Below are 15,310 nucleotides of genomic sequence, written 5' to 3'. Positions count from 1 at the left end.
TGACGCGGTGCCGTCCTCCCCTCCTCGAGCGTCCTCCCGCCCCCTCGCCCGGCTGCGCGAGAACCGCGACTCCGTCGCCGTGCTCTGGGGCGCCTTCGCGCTGGTGCACGTGGTGCTCTCCCTCCTGGCGCTGTTCGCTCCGGGTCTGCCGATGGGCGACGTCAGCATCGTCTACAAGGAGTGGATGAGGACCGCCGTCGAGGGCGGCGGCATCGCCGGGATCGACACGGGCTGGGTCTACCCGATCCTCGCCTGGGGCCCGATCGCCGCCTCCTGGCTCTTCGGCTCGGCGGGCTACGACCTGATGTGGCTCGTCCTCGTCGCGCTCGCCGACGCCGCCGCCTTCGCCCTGCTGCTGCGCGGCCGGTCGGCACCGCGCCTCGCGGCGGCGCGCTGGTGGCTGCTGTTCCTCGTCCTCCTCGGGCCGATCGCCATCGGCCGCATCGACGCCTTCACCGCGCCGCCGGCCATCGCCGGGATGCTCTGGGCGGCGACCCGTCCGGGCGTCGCGGCGCTGCTGCTGACCGTGGCCACCTGGATCAAGGTGTGGCCGGCCGCGATCCTCGCCGCTGCCGTGCTGGTCCTGCGCGGACGGCTGCGGATGATCCTCGTCCCCGCGGTCGCCTCCGTGATCATCGTGCTCGCGGTCGTCCTCGTCGGCGGCGGGGACCAGGTCTTCAGCTTCGTCACCGACCAGACCGATCGGGGCCTCCAGATCGAGGCCGTCGTGAGCACTCCCTGGATGTGGCTGTCGGTACTCCCGGGATCGGGGAGCTACGTCTACTACGCCGCCGACATCAACACCTTCGAGATGCACGGGCCCGGCACCGAGTTCGCGGCGAGCCTGATGACCCCGCTGCTCGCTCTGGCCATGCTCGGCGTGGCCCTGCTGGGTGCCCGTGCTCTCGCCCGCCGGGCCGACCCCGCCAGGTTGTTCCCGCTGCTCGCGCTGACCTTCGTGGTCGTGTTCATCGACACCAACAAGGTGCTCTCGCCGCAGTACATCGTCTGGCTCGCGCCGCCGGTGATCGCCGGGCTGATCGCGTGCCGCGACGGCGCGTTCGACCGGCCCGCGAAGCTGACGCTCGTCACTGCGGCTCTGACCCAGGTGGTCTACCCGTACCTCTACCTCTTCCTCCTCTGGTCGCACTGGTGGATGGTGCTCGTGCTGACCGTGCGGAACATCCTCCTCGTGGTGCTGCTCGGCTGGCTGCTGCGCGAGCTGTGGAGGATGGGGACGGCGCGGGTCGTCGCACCCGGCGCCACGACTTCCGCATCGTCGCTGACCGGCGAGACCCGCCTGGCGCCCCAGGGCTCGTAGGCTCGGAGGGCGCGGGGCCGGCACGCGGTGCGCGCAGTCAAGGAGGCACCCATGCTCGTCGCATTCTCGGTCGCACCGTCCGGGGGCGAGGCGCCCGACGCGTCCGTCCACGACGCCGTCGCCGCCGCCGTCCGCATCGTCCGCGAGAGCGGCCTGCCGTCGCGGACGACCTCGATGTTCACCGAGATCGAGGGGGAGTGGGACGAGGTCTTCGACGTCGTCAAGCGCGCGACGGAGGCCGTCGGAGCGTTCGGGACGCGCGTGTCGCTCGTCCTGAAGGCGGACATCCGCCCCGGCTACTCGGGCGAGATCGACGGCAAGATCGCCCGGCTGAACGACGCGCTGGGGGAGTAGCGGGTCCGCGCCGAGACCTCTCGTGTCCGGGCTTTCTCGAATCGATTCGACATCCGCCCGATCCTGAGTAGCCTTGACCGGTGACGCTCTCGCCCGCTCGGACCCGCCTCGCCCTGCTCGCCCTCGCGATGGGGGGCTTCGGCATCGGCTCGACCGAGTTCGTCGCGATGGGGCTCCTCCCGCAGCTCGCCGCCGACCTCCTCCCCGGGGTCTGGGCCGTGAGCCAGGAGCAGGCCGTCTCGCAGGCCGGGATGCTGATCTCGGCCTACGCACTCGGCGTCGTGGTCGGCGCCCCCACCATCGCCGCCGCAGCGGCGCGCTGGCCGCGCAAGAGGCTCCTCCTGACCCTCCTCGTCGCCTTCACCGTCGGGACGATCGGCTCGGCGCTGCTCCCGAGCTTCCCGCTCGTCCTCGCCGCGCGCTTCGTCGCCGCGCTTCCGCACGGCGCCTACTTCGGCATCGCCTCCCTGGTCGCCGCCGACCTGATGGGTCCCGGCAAGCGCGGCAAGGGAGTCGCGTTCGTCCTCTCCGGGCTCACGATCGCGAACGTCATCGGCGTGCCCGCGATCACCTGGGTCGGGCAGGTGGCCGGCTGGCGCAGCGCCTACCTCGTGGTCGCGGTGCTCTTCGCGCTGACCGTCGTGGCCGTCCAGCTGCTGGTGCCCGCGCAACCCGGGAATCCGGCGGCGACCGTCCGCAACGAGCTGCGGGCGTTCGGGCGCCTGCAGGTCTGGATGACCCTGCTCGTCGGCGCCATCGGCTTCGGCGGACTCTTCGCGATGTACAGCTACATCTCGCCGCTCGCGACCGAGGTGACGGGCCTGCCGCTCGGCGCGGTCCCGTGGATCCTGGTCGTCATCGGCCTCGGGATGACCGTCGGCAACCTCGTCGGCGGCTGGGCCGCCGACCGCGACGTGCGGCGGGCGCTGGTGGTGTTCTTCGCCGGCGTCGGCGTCTCGCTGATCGGGCTCGCGCTGTCGGCCTCGTCGGTCGTCGGGCTGGTGGTGTTCGCGTTCCTCTCGGCGGGCTTCTCGGCGGCCGCGTCGCCCGCGATCCAGACCCGGCTGATGGACGTGGCGCGCGACAGCCAGACGATCGCGGCCGCGCTCAACCACTCCGCCCTCAACATCGGCAACTCGGTGGGTGCCGCGCTCGGCGGCCTGACGATCGCCGCCGGACTGGGCTACCTGTCGCCCATCTGGGTCGGCGTGGGCCTGACCGCGGCCGGAATCGTGCTCGCCTTCGGCAGCATCGCGATCGACCGCGCCCGGGGCACGGTCTACCCGGTCCACCGCGAGCCCGCCCAGCCGGGCACCGGCGGCATCCCGGTCGACGCGCTGTAAACAGAGCGCGGCCAGGGCCTCTGGAAGACTCTCGGCATGCGCGCCGTGAGCTACTCGTCCTTCTCCGCCCTCCCCGCGATCGTCGAGGTCCCGGAGCCCGTCTGCCCCGTCGACGGCGTCGTCGTCCGCGTCGCGGCGACCGGGGTGTGCCGGAGCGACTGGCACGCGTGGAAGGGGCACGACGACTCGGTCGTCCTGCCGCAGATCCCCGGGCACGAGTTCGCCGGGACGGTGATCGCGACGGGAGCCCAGGTGTCGCTCTTCGCGGTCGGTGACCGGGTCACGGCGCCGTTCGTGTTCGCCTGCGGCGACTGCGAGCAGTGCCGGGAGGGGGCGACGCAGGTGTGCCTCCGGCAGCAGCAGCCGGGATTCACCCTCGACGGGTCGTTCGCCGAGGCGGTGGCCGTGCCGGGTGCGGACCTGAACCTGGTGCGCCTGCCCGACTCCGTCGGCTTCGTCGAGGCGGCCGGTCTCGGCTGCCGCTTCGGGACCGCGTACCACGCCCTGCACGAGCGCGGCCGGGTCGCCCCGGGGGAGTGGGTCGCGGTGCTGGGCTGCGGCGGAGTCGGCCTCTCCGCGGTGATCGTCGCGCTCGCGGCCGGGGCCCGTGTGGTGGCGTCGGACGTCTCCGCCCCGGCGCGGGAGGCCGCAGCCGCGCTCGGGGCGGTGACCGTCCCCGGAGGCGAGGGTGCCGCCGAGGCGATCCGTGCGGCGACCGGAGGGGGTGCGCATCTGGCGGTCGACGCCGTCGGAAGCAGCGTCACGGCGGAGGCGTCGATCGCCGCCCTGCGTCCGCGCGGCCGGCACGTGCAGGTGGGTCTGCTCCTCGGGCCCGACGCGGCACCGGCGATCCCGCTCGGCCGGGTCATCGCCCAGGAGCTGGAGCTGCTGGGCAGCCACGGCATCGCCCGGAGCGGCTACACGGCCCTCCTCGACGACATCGTCGCCGGCCGTCTGCGCCCCGCCGACTCCGTCGGCCGCACCATCGCCTTCGAGGACCTGCCCGCCGCCCTCGCCGCGATGGACGCCCCCGCCGCCACGCCCGGCCTGACGGTCGCCGTCCTGGCCCCCTGACGCGGGCCCGCAGCAGCACGGGCAGTCCCGGTCCGGTGGGTCTCGATGCCCCGCGTCCCGCGGCCTCTCGACCAGCAGCGACCCGTTGTCCGTGCCTGGTGGGCCTCGATGCGCCGCGTCCCACGGCGACTCGACCGGCGCGACTCGGGCACGCCCGCCCGGCTCGACTGCAGGAGCAGGTGGCCGCCGCTCGACGAGGTGGAGTCCGCCGACAGTGATCCGCGTGCCGGCGGATCGATGCCGGGCGACGCGCCCCGCTCTGCGGAACGCACTACGTCGTGAAGTCGACCGCGCCGCGGCGGGCGGGGACCGCCGCGCCTTCGTGGAGCCCGCCGACAGTGATCCGCGTGTCAGCGGATCGATGCCGGGCGACGCACCTCGCTCCGCGGAGCGCGCCGCGTCCTGAAGTCGACCGCGCCGCGGCGGGCGGGGACCGCCGCGCCCTCGTGGAGCCCGCCGACAGCGATGCGCGTGCCAGCGGATCGATGCCGGGCGACGCACCCCGCTCTGCGGAACGCACCACGTCGTGAAGCCGACCGCGCCGTGGCGGGCAGGGACCGCCACGGAAGAGGACTCAGTCCGTCTCGATGAGGATCCCGTCGTGGATGGCGCGCTTGCGGAGCGCCACCTTCGTGCCGACGTCGATGCCGACGACGCGGTACTTCTCGCGGATCCGCTTGAGGTACGACTTCGCCGTCTCCTCCGAGATGCCCAGCTCGAACGCGACCGACTTGACCGGCTCGCCGCCGCCGTAGAGGGCCATCACGCGGCGCTCCTGCGCGCTGAGCTTCGGCGCTCCGTCGGAGTCGCCGGTGGAGAGCGCCATGTCGAGCTCGTGCGAGATGTAGGAGTGGCCGTCCTTGGCCGCGCGGATCGCCTCGACGATCATGTCCGCGTCCTCGGTCTTCACGAGGTAGCCGAGGGCTCCGGAGGCGAGCGCCTCGCGGACCACGGCGGGCTCGGAGTAGGTGCTCATCAGCACGGTCTTCACCCCGGTGGTCTTGAGGGTCGAGAGCTTCACCGAGATCGGGATGTTGTCCTTGAGGTCGAGGTCGAGGAGCACGACGTCGACGGGGAACTCGGGGTGCGTGAGCAGCTCGGGCCAGGAGGCGACCGCGGCCACCAGCTGGATGTCGGAGGCGGCTCCGCGGATCCACTCCGTGAGCGCTCCGAGGAGCATCTTGTGGTCGTCCACGACCGCGAGAGTGATCTTCGCGTCAGCGGTGGGTGTCATCGGTGTCCTTCGGTCGGCGGTCGTCGGCGGTCTCTCGGCGGCTGCTCACCGGTCGGCGGGATTCTCGACCAGGCAGTCGATCTCGATCCGGAGCTCCCCGTCGCGTGAGGTGTCGCGGAAGACGCCGACCTGAGCGATAGCCTCCCACGTCGCAGGATCGACGCCGCGCAAGGGCGCGCCTGAGGAGCGGAGCGTGATCGGCACGAGCAGTCCTCGGGCGGCCGTCCCGGCTCCGGGATCGCGGGGGCTGCCCGACTCGACGTGGAGGACCACGGCGAGCCCGGTCGCGCTGTCGGCGATCAGCCAGATCGCCGAGAGGAGCCCGTCGCGCTGCTGGTGCCCGAGGAGCCCGGCGGTGCCGTCCGGGTCGTCGAGCTCGACGAGCGGCGCGAGCAGCTCGGACTCGAGCACGGCGTGGTGCAGCCAGGTCTCGCGCCGCCCCTCGATGAGGTGGAGGCGGAGCTGGGTGGCGAGCGAGGTCGCGTGCGCGGCGCGCTGGGCGTCGAGGGGCAGGCGGACCGAGCCGTCGCCCACCTCGGCGAGGAGGCGCTCGGCGGCGAGGTCGAGCCGTGCGAGCTCCTCCGAGGCGAGCATCCCGACCGCGTAGCGCGGGCCGAGCGTGGTGCTCTGCACGAGGGCGCGGTCGATCTCGAGCTGGACCATCCGGCGGAACCCGCGCATCATCACGACCACGACGACGGCCGGCGCGATCGTCACCACGAGGGCGCTGATGCGCACCGAGAGCGCGCCCGCGCCGCCCGACTCCATCGAGAGGAACGCGATCACCTCGGCGATCGCGACGAGGGCGCTCACCGCGAGGATCTCGATCCCGCGCCGGTGGACGATCAGCGCGGCGTGCGCGACGGCGCCCGCGACCGCGGCGGTGGGGACGGTGCGGGCCGCGCCGGAGTCGGTCACGGCCACCAGGTCGAGCACGACGGCGGCTCCGACGGCGACGAGGAAGCAGAGGTAGACCGGGAGCGGCAGGCGGCGTCCGCCGAGGTGGATCGCGAGGACGGTGGACCCGAAGGCCAGGACGACGAGGACCCAGGCGATCGCCGCGGGCGCGAGGTCGCTGTAGCGGGCGGAGGTCGAGAGGAAGATCAGCAGCTCGTAGGCGAGGATCGCGGCGGCGATGCCGTTGAGGCCGCTGCCGAGGTAGTTGGTGCCGAGCCCCGCCTGCTGTCGGCGGACCGAGCGGGCGGACCGGGAGGAGCGGCCGTGCGTCGCGGGCACGCGTCCCAGCAGCGGGGCCCGCGACTCCGGCGCGGGGCTCACTTGGGGACCTCCAGCACCACGGTCGTCCCCGATCCGGGGGCGCTGAACAGTCTGGTGCGGCCGCCGACGTCGCCGAGCCGGGCGATCACCGACTCCTTGAAGCCGAGCTTCGTGTCGGGGACGGTCGCGATGTCGAAGCCCGCGCCCGCGTCCGTGACCATCGCGCGGACGGTCGTCTCGTCCTCGGTGATCGTCACGTCGGCCGAGGCGACGCCGGAGTGGCGGCGCACGTTCTCGAGGCACTCCGCCAGGGCGAGGACGAAGGAGTCGAGGGCCGCGCCGGTGAGCGCCACCTGGCCGGAGCCGTGCCAGATCACGTCGAGCCCCATCCGGCCGAAGCGGTTGCGGACGGTCTCGAGGGTGTTGGCCGCGGGGGCGGAGGTGACGCTGGTCAGCTGGTAGGAGCCGGACGCGCTCGGGGTGGGGGTCCCGCCGAGCCGGAGCTGGCGCAGGAGCTGCGCGTCCTGCGCCGCCTGCTGCCGGAGCGCGTCGACCGACACTCCGCGGCCCGAGTGCGCGAGGAGCGTGAGGGTGGCCAGCACCGTGTCGTGCAGGAGCCGCGCACCCTGCCGGCGCTGCGCCTCCGTCTCGCTGGCGAGGCGCTCCACACGGTGGGCGTTGCCGATGCTGTCGATCCGCCGCACCACCCGAGGGACCGCTGTGCCGATCCAGAGGGCGAATCCGCAGAGCGTGCCCCAGGGCAGCAGGCTCTGGACGACCACGGTGGGGATCATGGTGCCGCTCGAGACGAGCACCGACGGGATCAGGCTCGGGAGGACCACTGGCAGCAGCAGGAGCAGTCGGCGCGCGGACGTCGTCACGACCACGGCGATGCTCGCGGTCACGGCGTTCGCGGTGTTGACCAGGACGAACCCGGCGAAGTCGGCGCCCGGAGCGAGCCCCAGCGCGAGGCCCCAGCCCAGCAGCAGGCCGCCGACGGCGACGGCGATCACTCGGCTGCGGCGCCCCGTCCGGGCGAGCTCGACGTGGGCGGCCATCATGCCCAGGAGCAGCGCGACGGCGAACGGCACGGCGGCGGGCTGGAGCGTCCCGGGGATGAGGGCCATGCCGAGCGCCCCCGCCTCCGTGAGCAGGCCGATCCCGCAGGCGGAGTGGCGCAGCAGCCGATCGCGCTCGCGGGCGCTGCGGATCATCGGCACGCTCTGGCCCCCTCCGGTCGTGGCGCGGGGCTGGCCCCCGTCTCACGATAGCCACTGGCCGGGCCGGTCGGCGCGGTTCGGGGCGTCGAACCGCGCCGGAGTCGGGCGGGTCAGGCCGTCGCGGGATGCGCCAGCAGCCGGGCGAGGTGCGCGCCGACCGCGTCGTCCTCGATGAGGAACCCGTCGTGGCCGAACGTCGAGGTGATCACCGCGACCTCTCCGCCGTCGAGAGCGCCGGGAGCGTGCGCCGCGATGATCCGCTGGCCCTCGACCGGGAAGAGCCGGTCGCTGTCGATGCCGAGGACGAGGGTCGGGCTGGTGATCCGGGAGAGGGCGGCCGCCTCGCCGCCCCGGCCGCGGCCGACGTCGTGCGAGTTCATCGCCTCGACGAGCGTGATGTAGCTGTTCGCGTCGAAGCGGCGCGTGAACTTGTTGCCGTGGAAGTCGAGGTACGACTCCACTGCGAAGCGGCCGCCGCCGCCGAGCGGGCTGAGCCCCGACTGCCAGCTGCGCTCGAAGCGGTCGTTGAGCTCGGAGGGGCTGCGGTAGTTGAGCAGTGCCATCCGGCGGGCGAGCGCGAGGCCGTGGTACGGGCCCTGGCCGTCGCCGGCGTCGTAGTAGGAGCCGCCCGCGAAGGCCGCGTCGTTGCGGATCGCCTCGAGCTGCACGAAGTTGAGGGCGATCTGGTCGGCCGTGGCCCGCGGGGGAGCGGCCAGGACCGCGAGGCGCGCGACCCGCTCCGCGTGGTCGATCCCCCACTCCAGCGCTTGCATCCCGCCCATCGAGCCGCCGATGACGGTGTACCAGCGCTCGACGCCGAGCAGGTCGCTGAACTGCACCTGCGCCCGTACCTGGTCGCGGATGCTCGTGTACGGGAACCGTGCGCCCCACTCGTGGCCGTCGGGGGCGAGGGACGCGGGACCGCTGGAGCCCTGGCAGCCGCCGAGCATGTTCGGGGCGACCACGAAGAAGCGGTCGGTGTCGATCACGAGGCCGGGGCCGACGAGTCCCGACCACCAGCCGTCCGTCGCGTGGCCGGGATCGCCGCGGCCGAGCAGGTGGGAGTCGCCGGTCAGCGCGTGCAGGACGAGGACGGCGTTGTCGCGGCGCTCGTTCAGCGCGCCCCAGCTCTCGTAGGCGATGCGGGCGTGGGGGAGGCGGCCGCCCGCCTCGAAGTCGAACGGGCCGAGGTCGACGAAGCGGCGCCCGCCCGGGTGGTCGCCGTCGCGCCAGGCTCCGGTGGCGGGCGGCTTGCCGATGACCGAGAGAAGCTGGCGCTCGGTGACGAACGCCGACGGGACCGTGTCCTCGAGTGTCTGCTGCCAGTCCATAGCGCTGTCCATCGTGTCAGAGCGCCGCGGGGCGGAGCCGTTTGTTACGCCCTGCTCCCCCGCTCCTCCGCCCGCGCGCGGAGCGCCCCGACGTGGTCCCCGAGGACGGGGACCCCGTCAGGGCGCCGAGGGGCCTCAGGCGTTCGCGCGGGAGGCCTCGACGACGGCGCGCGCGGCGCGGAGGGCCTGGTCGAGGTCGGCGCGGAGGTCGTCGACGTTCTCGAGTCCCACCGACAGGCGCACCAGGCCCGGAGTGACGCCGGCGGTCAGCTGCTGCTCGGGCGAGAGCTGCGAGTGCGTGGTCGACGCGGGGTGGATGACGAGCGAGCGGACGTCGCCGATGTTGGCCAGGTGCGAGAACAGCTCCAGCGAGTCGACGAAGGCCCGGCCGGCGTCCACTCCGCCCTTGAGCTCGAACGAGAGCACCGCGCCCACGCCCTTCGGCGCGTAGCGGTTGGCCGCGGCGTACCAGGGCGAGGTCGGCAGGCCCGAGTAGTTCACCGAGGCGATGTCGGAGTGGTTCTCGAGGTACTCCGCGATCTCCTGCGCGTTCTGCACGTGGCGCTCGATCCGGAGCGAGAGCGTCTCGATGCCCTGGATGAGCTGCCAGGCGCTCGCCGGGGCGATCGAGGCGCCGAGGTCGCGCAGCAGCTGCACGCGGGCCTTGATGATGTAGGCGAGGGAGTCGCCGACCGCGGCTGTGTAGACGGCGCCGTGGTACGACTCGTCCGGCGTGGTGAGGCCGGGGAAGCGCTCGGCGTTCGCGGTCCACGAGAAACGGCCGCCGTCGACGATCGCTCCGCCGATGACCGTGCCGTGGCCGCCGAGGAACTTCGTCGCCGAGTGCACGATGATGTCCGCGCCGTGCTCGAAGGGGCGGATCAGGTAGGGCGTCGCGATGGTGTTGTCCACGATCAGGGGCACGCCGGCGTCGTGCGCGACATCGGCCACGGTGCGAATGTCGAGGATGTTGATCTTGGGGTTGCCGACGGTCTCGGCGAAGAACAGCTTCGTGTTCGGACGGACGGCGCGGCGCCACTCCTCGCGGTCGTCCTGGTTCTCGACGAAGGTCGTCTCGATGCCGAGCTTGGCGAGGGTGTACTTGAAGAGGTTGTAGGTGCCGCCGTAGATCGAGGACGACGAGACGATGTGGTCGCCGGCCTGGGCGATGTTCAGCACGGCCGCGGTCTCGGCGGCCTGGCCCGAGGCGAGCAGCAGGGCGCCGGAGCCGCCCTCGAGGGCGGTGAGCCGCTCCTCCACGACCGCCTGGGTCGGGTTCTGGATGCGGGTGTAGATGTTCCCGAATTCGGCCAGCGCGAACAGGTTCTGGGCGTGCTCCGCGTTGTCGAAGACGTAGGAGGTGGTCTGGTAGATCGGCGTCGCGCGGGCCTTGGTCACCGGGTCCGGCGCGGCGCCCGAGTGGATCTGCTTGGTCTCGAACTGCCACTTCTCGGAGTCGGTCATGGTGCTTCCCATCGGATCGTCGGGGTCGGGGACGGGGCCGTTCTCCGTCGCGACGAGCGTACGCGGGGGCCCGCCGGGCGGCCAGGACCGCCGACACACGGGGTAACGGCCGTCAGCGCCGCTCGGGCTGCCGGTCGCGCTTGGCGCCCGTGGGGTCGGCGCGGTCCGGGCGCCGGGGCCTCTCGTCGGCCGCCGGGGCGAAGAGCCAGGCCGCGCGGGGCTCGACCAGCCGGTGGAAGACGGTGCGGGTCCAGCCCAGTGAGAGCGCGACCGAGACCGCGATGCAGAACACGATCATCAGCGCGAGGGCGAGCGTGCTCTCCGTCCGCGAGAGGATCCCGGACTCCCGCAGCGGATAGAGGACGAAGCTGTGGAGGAGGTAGACGTACATCGTCGACTGCCCCCAGGTTGTGAGCGGGGTGCGGCGGCGCGGAACCAGCGCGAAGAGCGCGAGCGAGAGCACGACCGCTCCGGCCATCAGGGCCAGCCGCACCAGCCCGGCCCACCACTGGGTCTCGCCGAGGGCGTCGTAGGGGCGGTCGTAGAAGAACCAGTAGCGCAGGTCCGCCGCTCGGAACGCCTCGATGTTGACGGTCATGACGACCGCCGTGACCGCGAAGAGGACGACGGCGAGGATCCGGGCGAGGAGGACCCGCGACGGCGGCTGATCGAGCCAGCGCTCGACGGCGGAGCGGCCGCCGGGGGCGAAGCCGCGCAGGCGCCAGCCGAACACGAAGAACGGCAGGATCCCGATCGCGCGTGCGAGCGAGAAGGTCGAGTCGATGTTGTCGTAGTAGCTGACCCCGACCGCGAGCACCACGCTGATCAGCAGCGGCCAGCGCAGCAGCGCCAGGTAGGGGAGGACGAGGCGGAAGATGCCCAGCGCGAGCAGGAACCACAGCGTCCAGCTCGGCTTCGTCGGGTTGAACTCCTGCTTGCCCTCGACCAGGAACTGCACCAGGGTCCAGATCGTCTCCATGATCAGGTAGGGCAGGAGGATGTCGGTCAGCACCCGCCGCATCGCGCGCCCGCTCGGGGCGCCGCTCTTGGAGAAGTAGCCCGAGATGATCGCGAACGCCGGCATGTGGAAGGCGTAGATCGTCAGGTAGACGATGAGCGAGGTGTCGGAGTTGGCCGTCAGCCTCTGGACGCCGTGCCCGATCACGACGAGGGTCACGCAGACGAAGCGCGCGTTGTCCCAGAGGGGAACGCGGCGCTTCGGGGTGACGGCTGTCCCGGCGGTCGCGGGAACCGGGTCGGCGGGCGGCACGCGGCCAGACTAGCGTTGGGCTGCGACGACGGAGTCGAGGGTGTCCGAGGCTTGACGGAAGGGGACGGGCGTGGATCGACGCGTTGTCGTGACAGGAGCGAGTTCAGGGATCGGGGCGGCCGCGGTCCGCCTGTTCCGCGAGCACGGCTGGGAGGTCGTCGCCGTCGCGCGCCGGCGCGACCGGCTGGAGGCGCTCGCCGCCGAGACCGGCGCCGGGTACTTCGCCGCCGACCTCACCGACGCCGCCCAGGTCGACGCTCTGCGCGACCACCTCGCCTCCTCCGGGCCCGTGCACGCGCTCGTGAACAACGCGGGCGGTGCGCTCGGACTCGACTCGGTCGAGAAGTCCGACCCCGAGGACTGGCGCCGCATGTTCGAGATCAACGTGCTCTCGGTGAAGCTCGTGACCAGCGCGCTGCTCCCGCTGCTGCGGGCCGGGATCCGGGGGAGCGGGACCTCCGCGGACATCGTGACCGTCACCTCGATCGCAGGCGACGTCGCCTACGAGGGCGGAGGCGGGTACAACGCCGCCAAGCACGCCGCGCACGCGCTGGTCGCCGTGCTGCGGCTCGAGCTGGCGGGCGAGCCGATCCGAGTGATCGAGATCGCGCCGGGGATGGTGCACACGGACGAGTTCTCGCTGGTCCGCTTCGGCGGCGACCGGGAGCGCGCCGACGCGGTCTACGCCGAGGTCCCCGACCCGCTGGTCGCGGAGGACGTCGCCGCCGCGATCGTCTCCTCGGTGGAGCTCCCCGCCCACGTCAACCTCGACCTGGTGACCGTCAAGCCGGTCGCGCAGGCGGCCCCGCACAAGGTCGCGAAGGGACCCCTGGCCCCGCGCGCCTGACCGATGTGACGCGGAGGCCCGCGACGGCCTAGCCTGTCCCTCATGGTTTCCGACGCCGACGACTCCGCCGCCCTCCTCGCCGCCACGGAGAAGGAGGTGCTCGGCTGGCTCGAGTTCGGCGACGCCGCTCGGCACCTGGCCGACGACGTGGTCGCGTCGGGCTACCGGCCGGAGCTGGTCGTCGCCATCGCGCGCGGCGGTCTGCTCCTCGCGGGCGCCGTGGCCTACGCGCTCGGCATCAAGAGCTGCGGCGCGCTGAACGTCGAGTTCTACACCGGCGTCGAGGCGCGCCTGGCGGAGCCGGTGGTGCTGCCGCCGCTGCTCGACGAGGCGTCCGTGCGCGGCAAGCGCATCCTCCTGGTCGACGACGTCTCCGACTCCGGCCACACCCTCGCCCTCTCGGTGAAGCTCATCCGCGCGATGGGTGCCGAGGTGCGCACCGTGACCCTGTACACGAAGCCGCGCACGGTGCTCGAGCCCGATTTCTTCTGGCGCCGCACCCCGCGCTGGATCGTCTTCCCCTGGTCGGCTCTGCCCCCGGTGGACGGAGCCCTCGCCGAGGACGACGAGTGAGCGTCCACCTCATCGGCGGCGGAGGCGGCGTCGAGCACGACCAGCAGCTGTACGGGGCGTTCCTCGCGGAGGCGCGCGCCCACGCGGTCGACGCCGGCCGGATCGAGGGCCCGCGCATCGCGATCGTCGTCGTCCACGACGGGCTCGGCCCGGAGGCCTACGCCGGCTACGCGGCACTGCTCGCGACGGTCGGCCCGCTCGACGCGTTCGCCGTGATGAAGCCGGAGGGCGGCCGGATCGATCCCGCGGTCTTCGACGACGTCGACGGGATCTTCGTCGGCGGGGGGCTGACCCCGGCCTACCGCGACGCGCTCGAGGCCTGCTTCCCGCGGCTGCGCGATCTCGTCTCCTCCGGAGTGCCGTACGCCGGCTACTCGGCGGGAGCCGCCGTCGCGGCCGACCGCGCCCTCGTCGGCGGCCACCGGATCGGCGGCGTCGCCGTCGTCCCGGAGGGCGCGGCGGAGGAGCTCGACGAGGTCACGGTGCTCGAGGGCATCGGCCTCATCGACGTGACGGTCGACGTGCACGCGGCGCAGTGGGGGACCCTCGGCCGCCTGGTCGCGGCCGTCGAGGCGGGCCTGGTCGACGGCGGCGTCGCGCTCGACGAGTCCACCGTGCTGATCGTCGGCACCGGCGCGCTCCGCGTCGGCGGCGCCGGCTCGGTGTGGCGCGTCAGCGGCAGCGACGCCGGAGTCGTCGTCGCGACGCTCGCGGCGGGCTGACCCGGTGGACCTCGCTGAGCTCGCGGCCTCGGGACTGATCGACAGGGGCTGGGCGGAGGCGCTCACCCCCGTCGCCGGGGACATCGCCGCGATGGGCGACTTCCTCCGCGGGGAGGTCGCGGCCGGCCGGCCCTACCTCCCCGCGGGCCGCGACGTGCTCCGCGCCTTCGCCGCACCGCTCGCGGACGTGCGCGTCCTCATCGTCGGACAGGACCCGTACCCGACGCCCGGGCACCCGATCGGGCTGTCCTTCGCGGTCGAGCGCCACGTGCGCCCGCTGCCGAGGAGCCTGCAGAACATCCACCGCGAGCTCCGGGACGACCTCGGCGTCGAGCCGCCCGAGCACGGCGACCTCAGCGGCTGGACCTCGAGCGGCGTGATGCTGCTCAACCGGGTCCTCACCGTCGCCCCCGGCTCTCCCGCCTCGCACCGCGGGAAGGGCTGGGAGGCGGTCACCGAGCACGCGATCCGCACGCTGGCCGCTCGGGACGCGCCTCTCGTCGCGATCCTCTGGGGCCGCGACGCCGCGTCGCTCCGCCCGATGCTGGGGGAGGCCGGAGTGATCGAGAGCGCGCACCCCAGCCCGCTGTCGGCCTCGCGCGGCTTCTTCGGCTCCCGGCCGTTCAGCCGCGCCAACGCCCTCCTGGAGGAGCGCGGCGCGGAGCCGGTCGACTGGAGTGCTCTCGCGTGACCGGGCGCTCGCCCGCGGGGCGGCTACGCTGGCCCGGATCGATGGGCGGAGCCGAAGGGGAGCCGGATGCTTGAGGAAGAGTACGAGAGCCGGCGCGTCCTGCCGCCGCACCTGCGGAAGGCGCCGCCTCCCGAGCCCGGCTTCTCGTTCGAGATCCGCGACGCCCGCGACGCCGACCTCCCGGACATCCGCGAGATCTACAACCACTACGTGCGCAACACGGTGGTGACCTTCGACGAGGACGACTCGACGCTGAAGGAGTGGCGGACGAAGTTCACCCGCAACCAGAAGCTCGGGCTGCCCTTCATCGTGGCCGTCTCGCCGTCGGGCCAGATCCTCGGCTACGCGATGGTGTCGCCGTGGTCCTCCAAGCGGGCGTACCGCTTCACCGTGGAGAACTCGATCTACCTGCGGGCGGCCTCCACCGGGAAGGGCCTCGGCCGGGCGCTGATGGCCGAGCTCCTCGAGCGCGCGAAGGCCGTGGGGATCCGTCAGATCATGGCCGTCATCGCCGACAAGGGCGCGGAGGCGTCGCTGGCGATGCACGCGCAGTTCGGATTCGTCGAGGTCGGCCGGATGGGCCGCGTCGGCTTCAAGTTCGAGCGCTGGCTCAGCACCGTCCTGCTGCAGAAGACCCTCAAGTAGGGC

General features: G+C 73.0%; 15 protein-coding genes. 9 read left to right on the top strand and 6 right to left on the bottom strand.

The features are described 5' to 3' along the window. Positions 1-7: 7 nt before the first annotated feature. The 4 genes from C5C54_RS01280 to C5C54_RS01265 all read left to right on the top strand — a co-directional run bounded on the left by C5C54_RS01280 (position 8) and on the right by C5C54_RS01265 (position 4,092). Positions 8-1,321: a glycosyltransferase 87 family protein gene (locus C5C54_RS01280; protein ID WP_104225503.1), complete on the top strand. Its 1,314-nt coding sequence runs from the start codon at positions 8-10 to the stop codon at positions 1,319-1,321. Positions 1,322-1,372: 51 nt separating this feature from the next. Then, positions 1,373-1,675 (top strand): thiamine-binding protein, encoded by a 303-nt coding sequence (locus C5C54_RS01275; protein ID WP_104224449.1) that lies wholly within the window; start codon positions 1,373-1,375, stop codon positions 1,673-1,675. 128 nt (positions 1,676-1,803) lie between these two features. Next, positions 1,804-3,018, top strand: coding sequence for an MFS transporter (locus tag C5C54_RS01270; protein WP_104287674.1), 1,215 nt, complete (start codon positions 1,804-1,806; stop codon positions 3,016-3,018). Between the two features lie 36 nt (positions 3,019-3,054). Next, positions 3,055-4,092 (top strand): alcohol dehydrogenase catalytic domain-containing protein, encoded by a 1,038-nt coding sequence (locus tag C5C54_RS01265; RefSeq protein ID WP_104224448.1) that lies wholly within the window; start codon positions 3,055-3,057, stop codon positions 4,090-4,092. 574 nt (positions 4,093-4,666) lie between these two features. Here C5C54_RS01265 and C5C54_RS01260 read toward each other — a convergent pair. The 6 genes from C5C54_RS01260 to C5C54_RS01235 form a co-directional block, all read right to left on the bottom strand. Beyond that, positions 4,667-5,326, bottom strand: a complete 660-nt coding sequence (locus tag C5C54_RS01260) for a response regulator (protein ID WP_104224447.1) — start codon at positions 5,324-5,326, stop codon at positions 4,667-4,669. A gap of 45 nt (positions 5,327-5,371) precedes the next feature. After that, positions 5,372-6,562 carry a hypothetical protein gene (locus tag C5C54_RS01255; protein WP_146078764.1) on the bottom strand — a complete coding sequence of 397 codons (1,191 nt, stop codon included), beginning with the start codon at positions 6,560-6,562 and terminating at the stop codon, positions 5,372-5,374. Between the two features lie 38 nt (positions 6,563-6,600). After that, on the bottom strand, positions 6,601-7,758 hold the full coding sequence (locus C5C54_RS01250; protein ID WP_104257082.1) for a sensor histidine kinase: 1,158 nt from the start codon (positions 7,756-7,758) through the stop codon (positions 6,601-6,603). 116 nt (positions 7,759-7,874) lie between these two features. Continuing rightward, complete coding sequence (locus tag C5C54_RS01245) at positions 7,875-9,095, bottom strand: homoserine O-acetyltransferase (RefSeq protein ID WP_104287625.1); 1,221 nt, start codon at positions 9,093-9,095, stop codon at positions 7,875-7,877. 135 nt (positions 9,096-9,230) lie between these two features. Next, positions 9,231-10,559 (bottom strand): bifunctional o-acetylhomoserine/o-acetylserine sulfhydrylase, encoded by a 1,329-nt coding sequence (locus tag C5C54_RS01240; protein ID WP_104225507.1) that lies wholly within the window; start codon positions 10,557-10,559, stop codon positions 9,231-9,233. Positions 10,560-10,671: 112 nt separating this feature from the next. Then, positions 10,672-11,829, bottom strand: a complete 1,158-nt coding sequence (locus C5C54_RS01235; RefSeq protein WP_104287624.1) for an acyltransferase family protein — start codon at positions 11,827-11,829, stop codon at positions 10,672-10,674. A 70-nt stretch (positions 11,830-11,899) separates the two neighbouring features. Between C5C54_RS01235 and C5C54_RS01230 the strand changes: the two genes are divergently transcribed. The 5 genes from C5C54_RS01230 to C5C54_RS01210 all read left to right on the top strand — a co-directional run bounded on the left by C5C54_RS01230 (position 11,900) and on the right by C5C54_RS01210 (position 15,307). Then, entirely contained in the window at positions 11,900-12,676 is a 777-nt protein-coding gene (locus C5C54_RS01230) for an SDR family NAD(P)-dependent oxidoreductase (RefSeq protein WP_258063168.1), read from the top strand. 42 nt (positions 12,677-12,718) lie between these two features. Then, positions 12,719-13,249 carry a phosphoribosyltransferase gene (locus tag C5C54_RS01225; RefSeq protein ID WP_104224441.1) on the top strand — a complete coding sequence of 177 codons (531 nt, stop codon included), beginning with the start codon at positions 12,719-12,721 and terminating at the stop codon, positions 13,247-13,249. Continuing rightward, a complete protein-coding gene (locus tag C5C54_RS01220) occupies positions 13,246-13,971 on the top strand; it encodes a peptidase S51 (protein ID WP_104224440.1) in 726 nt (241 codons plus the stop codon). Before C5C54_RS01225 ends, C5C54_RS01220 begins: the two co-directional genes overlap by 4 nt. A 4-nt stretch (positions 13,972-13,975) precedes the next feature. Next, positions 13,976-14,662: a uracil-DNA glycosylase gene (locus tag C5C54_RS01215; RefSeq protein ID WP_104225510.1), complete on the top strand. Its 687-nt coding sequence runs from the start codon at positions 13,976-13,978 to the stop codon at positions 14,660-14,662. 66 nt (positions 14,663-14,728) lie between these two features. After that, complete coding sequence (locus C5C54_RS01210; protein WP_104262462.1) at positions 14,729-15,307, top strand: GNAT family N-acetyltransferase; 579 nt, start codon at positions 14,729-14,731, stop codon at positions 15,305-15,307. Positions 15,308-15,310 lie beyond the last annotated feature (3 nt).

The sequence above is a fragment of the Rathayibacter sp. AY1F2 genome, from assembly GCF_002930885.1.
Lineage (GTDB): Bacteria > Actinomycetota > Actinomycetes > Actinomycetales > Microbacteriaceae > Rathayibacter.
This window is presented reverse-complemented; position numbering and strand designations above follow the sequence as displayed.

Coding starts and splice junctions, on each gene's coding strand:
- C5C54_RS01250 (WP_104257082.1), bottom strand. CDS start 7,758: ATGATCCGCAGCGCCCGCGAGCGCGATCGGCTGCTGCGCCACTCCGCC.
- C5C54_RS01270 (WP_104287674.1), top strand. CDS start 1,804: ATGGGGGGCTTCGGCATCGGCTCGACCGAGTTCGTCGCGATGGGGCTC.
- C5C54_RS01265 (WP_104224448.1), top strand. CDS start 3,055: ATGCGCGCCGTGAGCTACTCGTCCTTCTCCGCCCTCCCCGCGATCGTC.
- C5C54_RS01240 (WP_104225507.1), bottom strand. CDS start 10,559: ATGACCGACTCCGAGAAGTGGCAGTTCGAGACCAAGCAGATCCACTCG.
- C5C54_RS01275 (WP_104224449.1), top strand. CDS start 1,373: ATGCTCGTCGCATTCTCGGTCGCACCGTCCGGGGGCGAGGCGCCCGAC.
- C5C54_RS01210 (WP_104262462.1), top strand. CDS start 14,729: ATGCTTGAGGAAGAGTACGAGAGCCGGCGCGTCCTGCCGCCGCACCTG.
- C5C54_RS01245 (WP_104287625.1), bottom strand. CDS start 9,095: ATGGACTGGCAGCAGACACTCGAGGACACGGTCCCGTCGGCGTTCGTC.
- C5C54_RS01260 (WP_104224447.1), bottom strand. CDS start 5,326: ATGACACCCACCGCTGACGCGAAGATCACTCTCGCGGTCGTGGACGAC.
- C5C54_RS01225 (WP_104224441.1), top strand. CDS start 12,719: ATGGTTTCCGACGCCGACGACTCCGCCGCCCTCCTCGCCGCCACGGAG.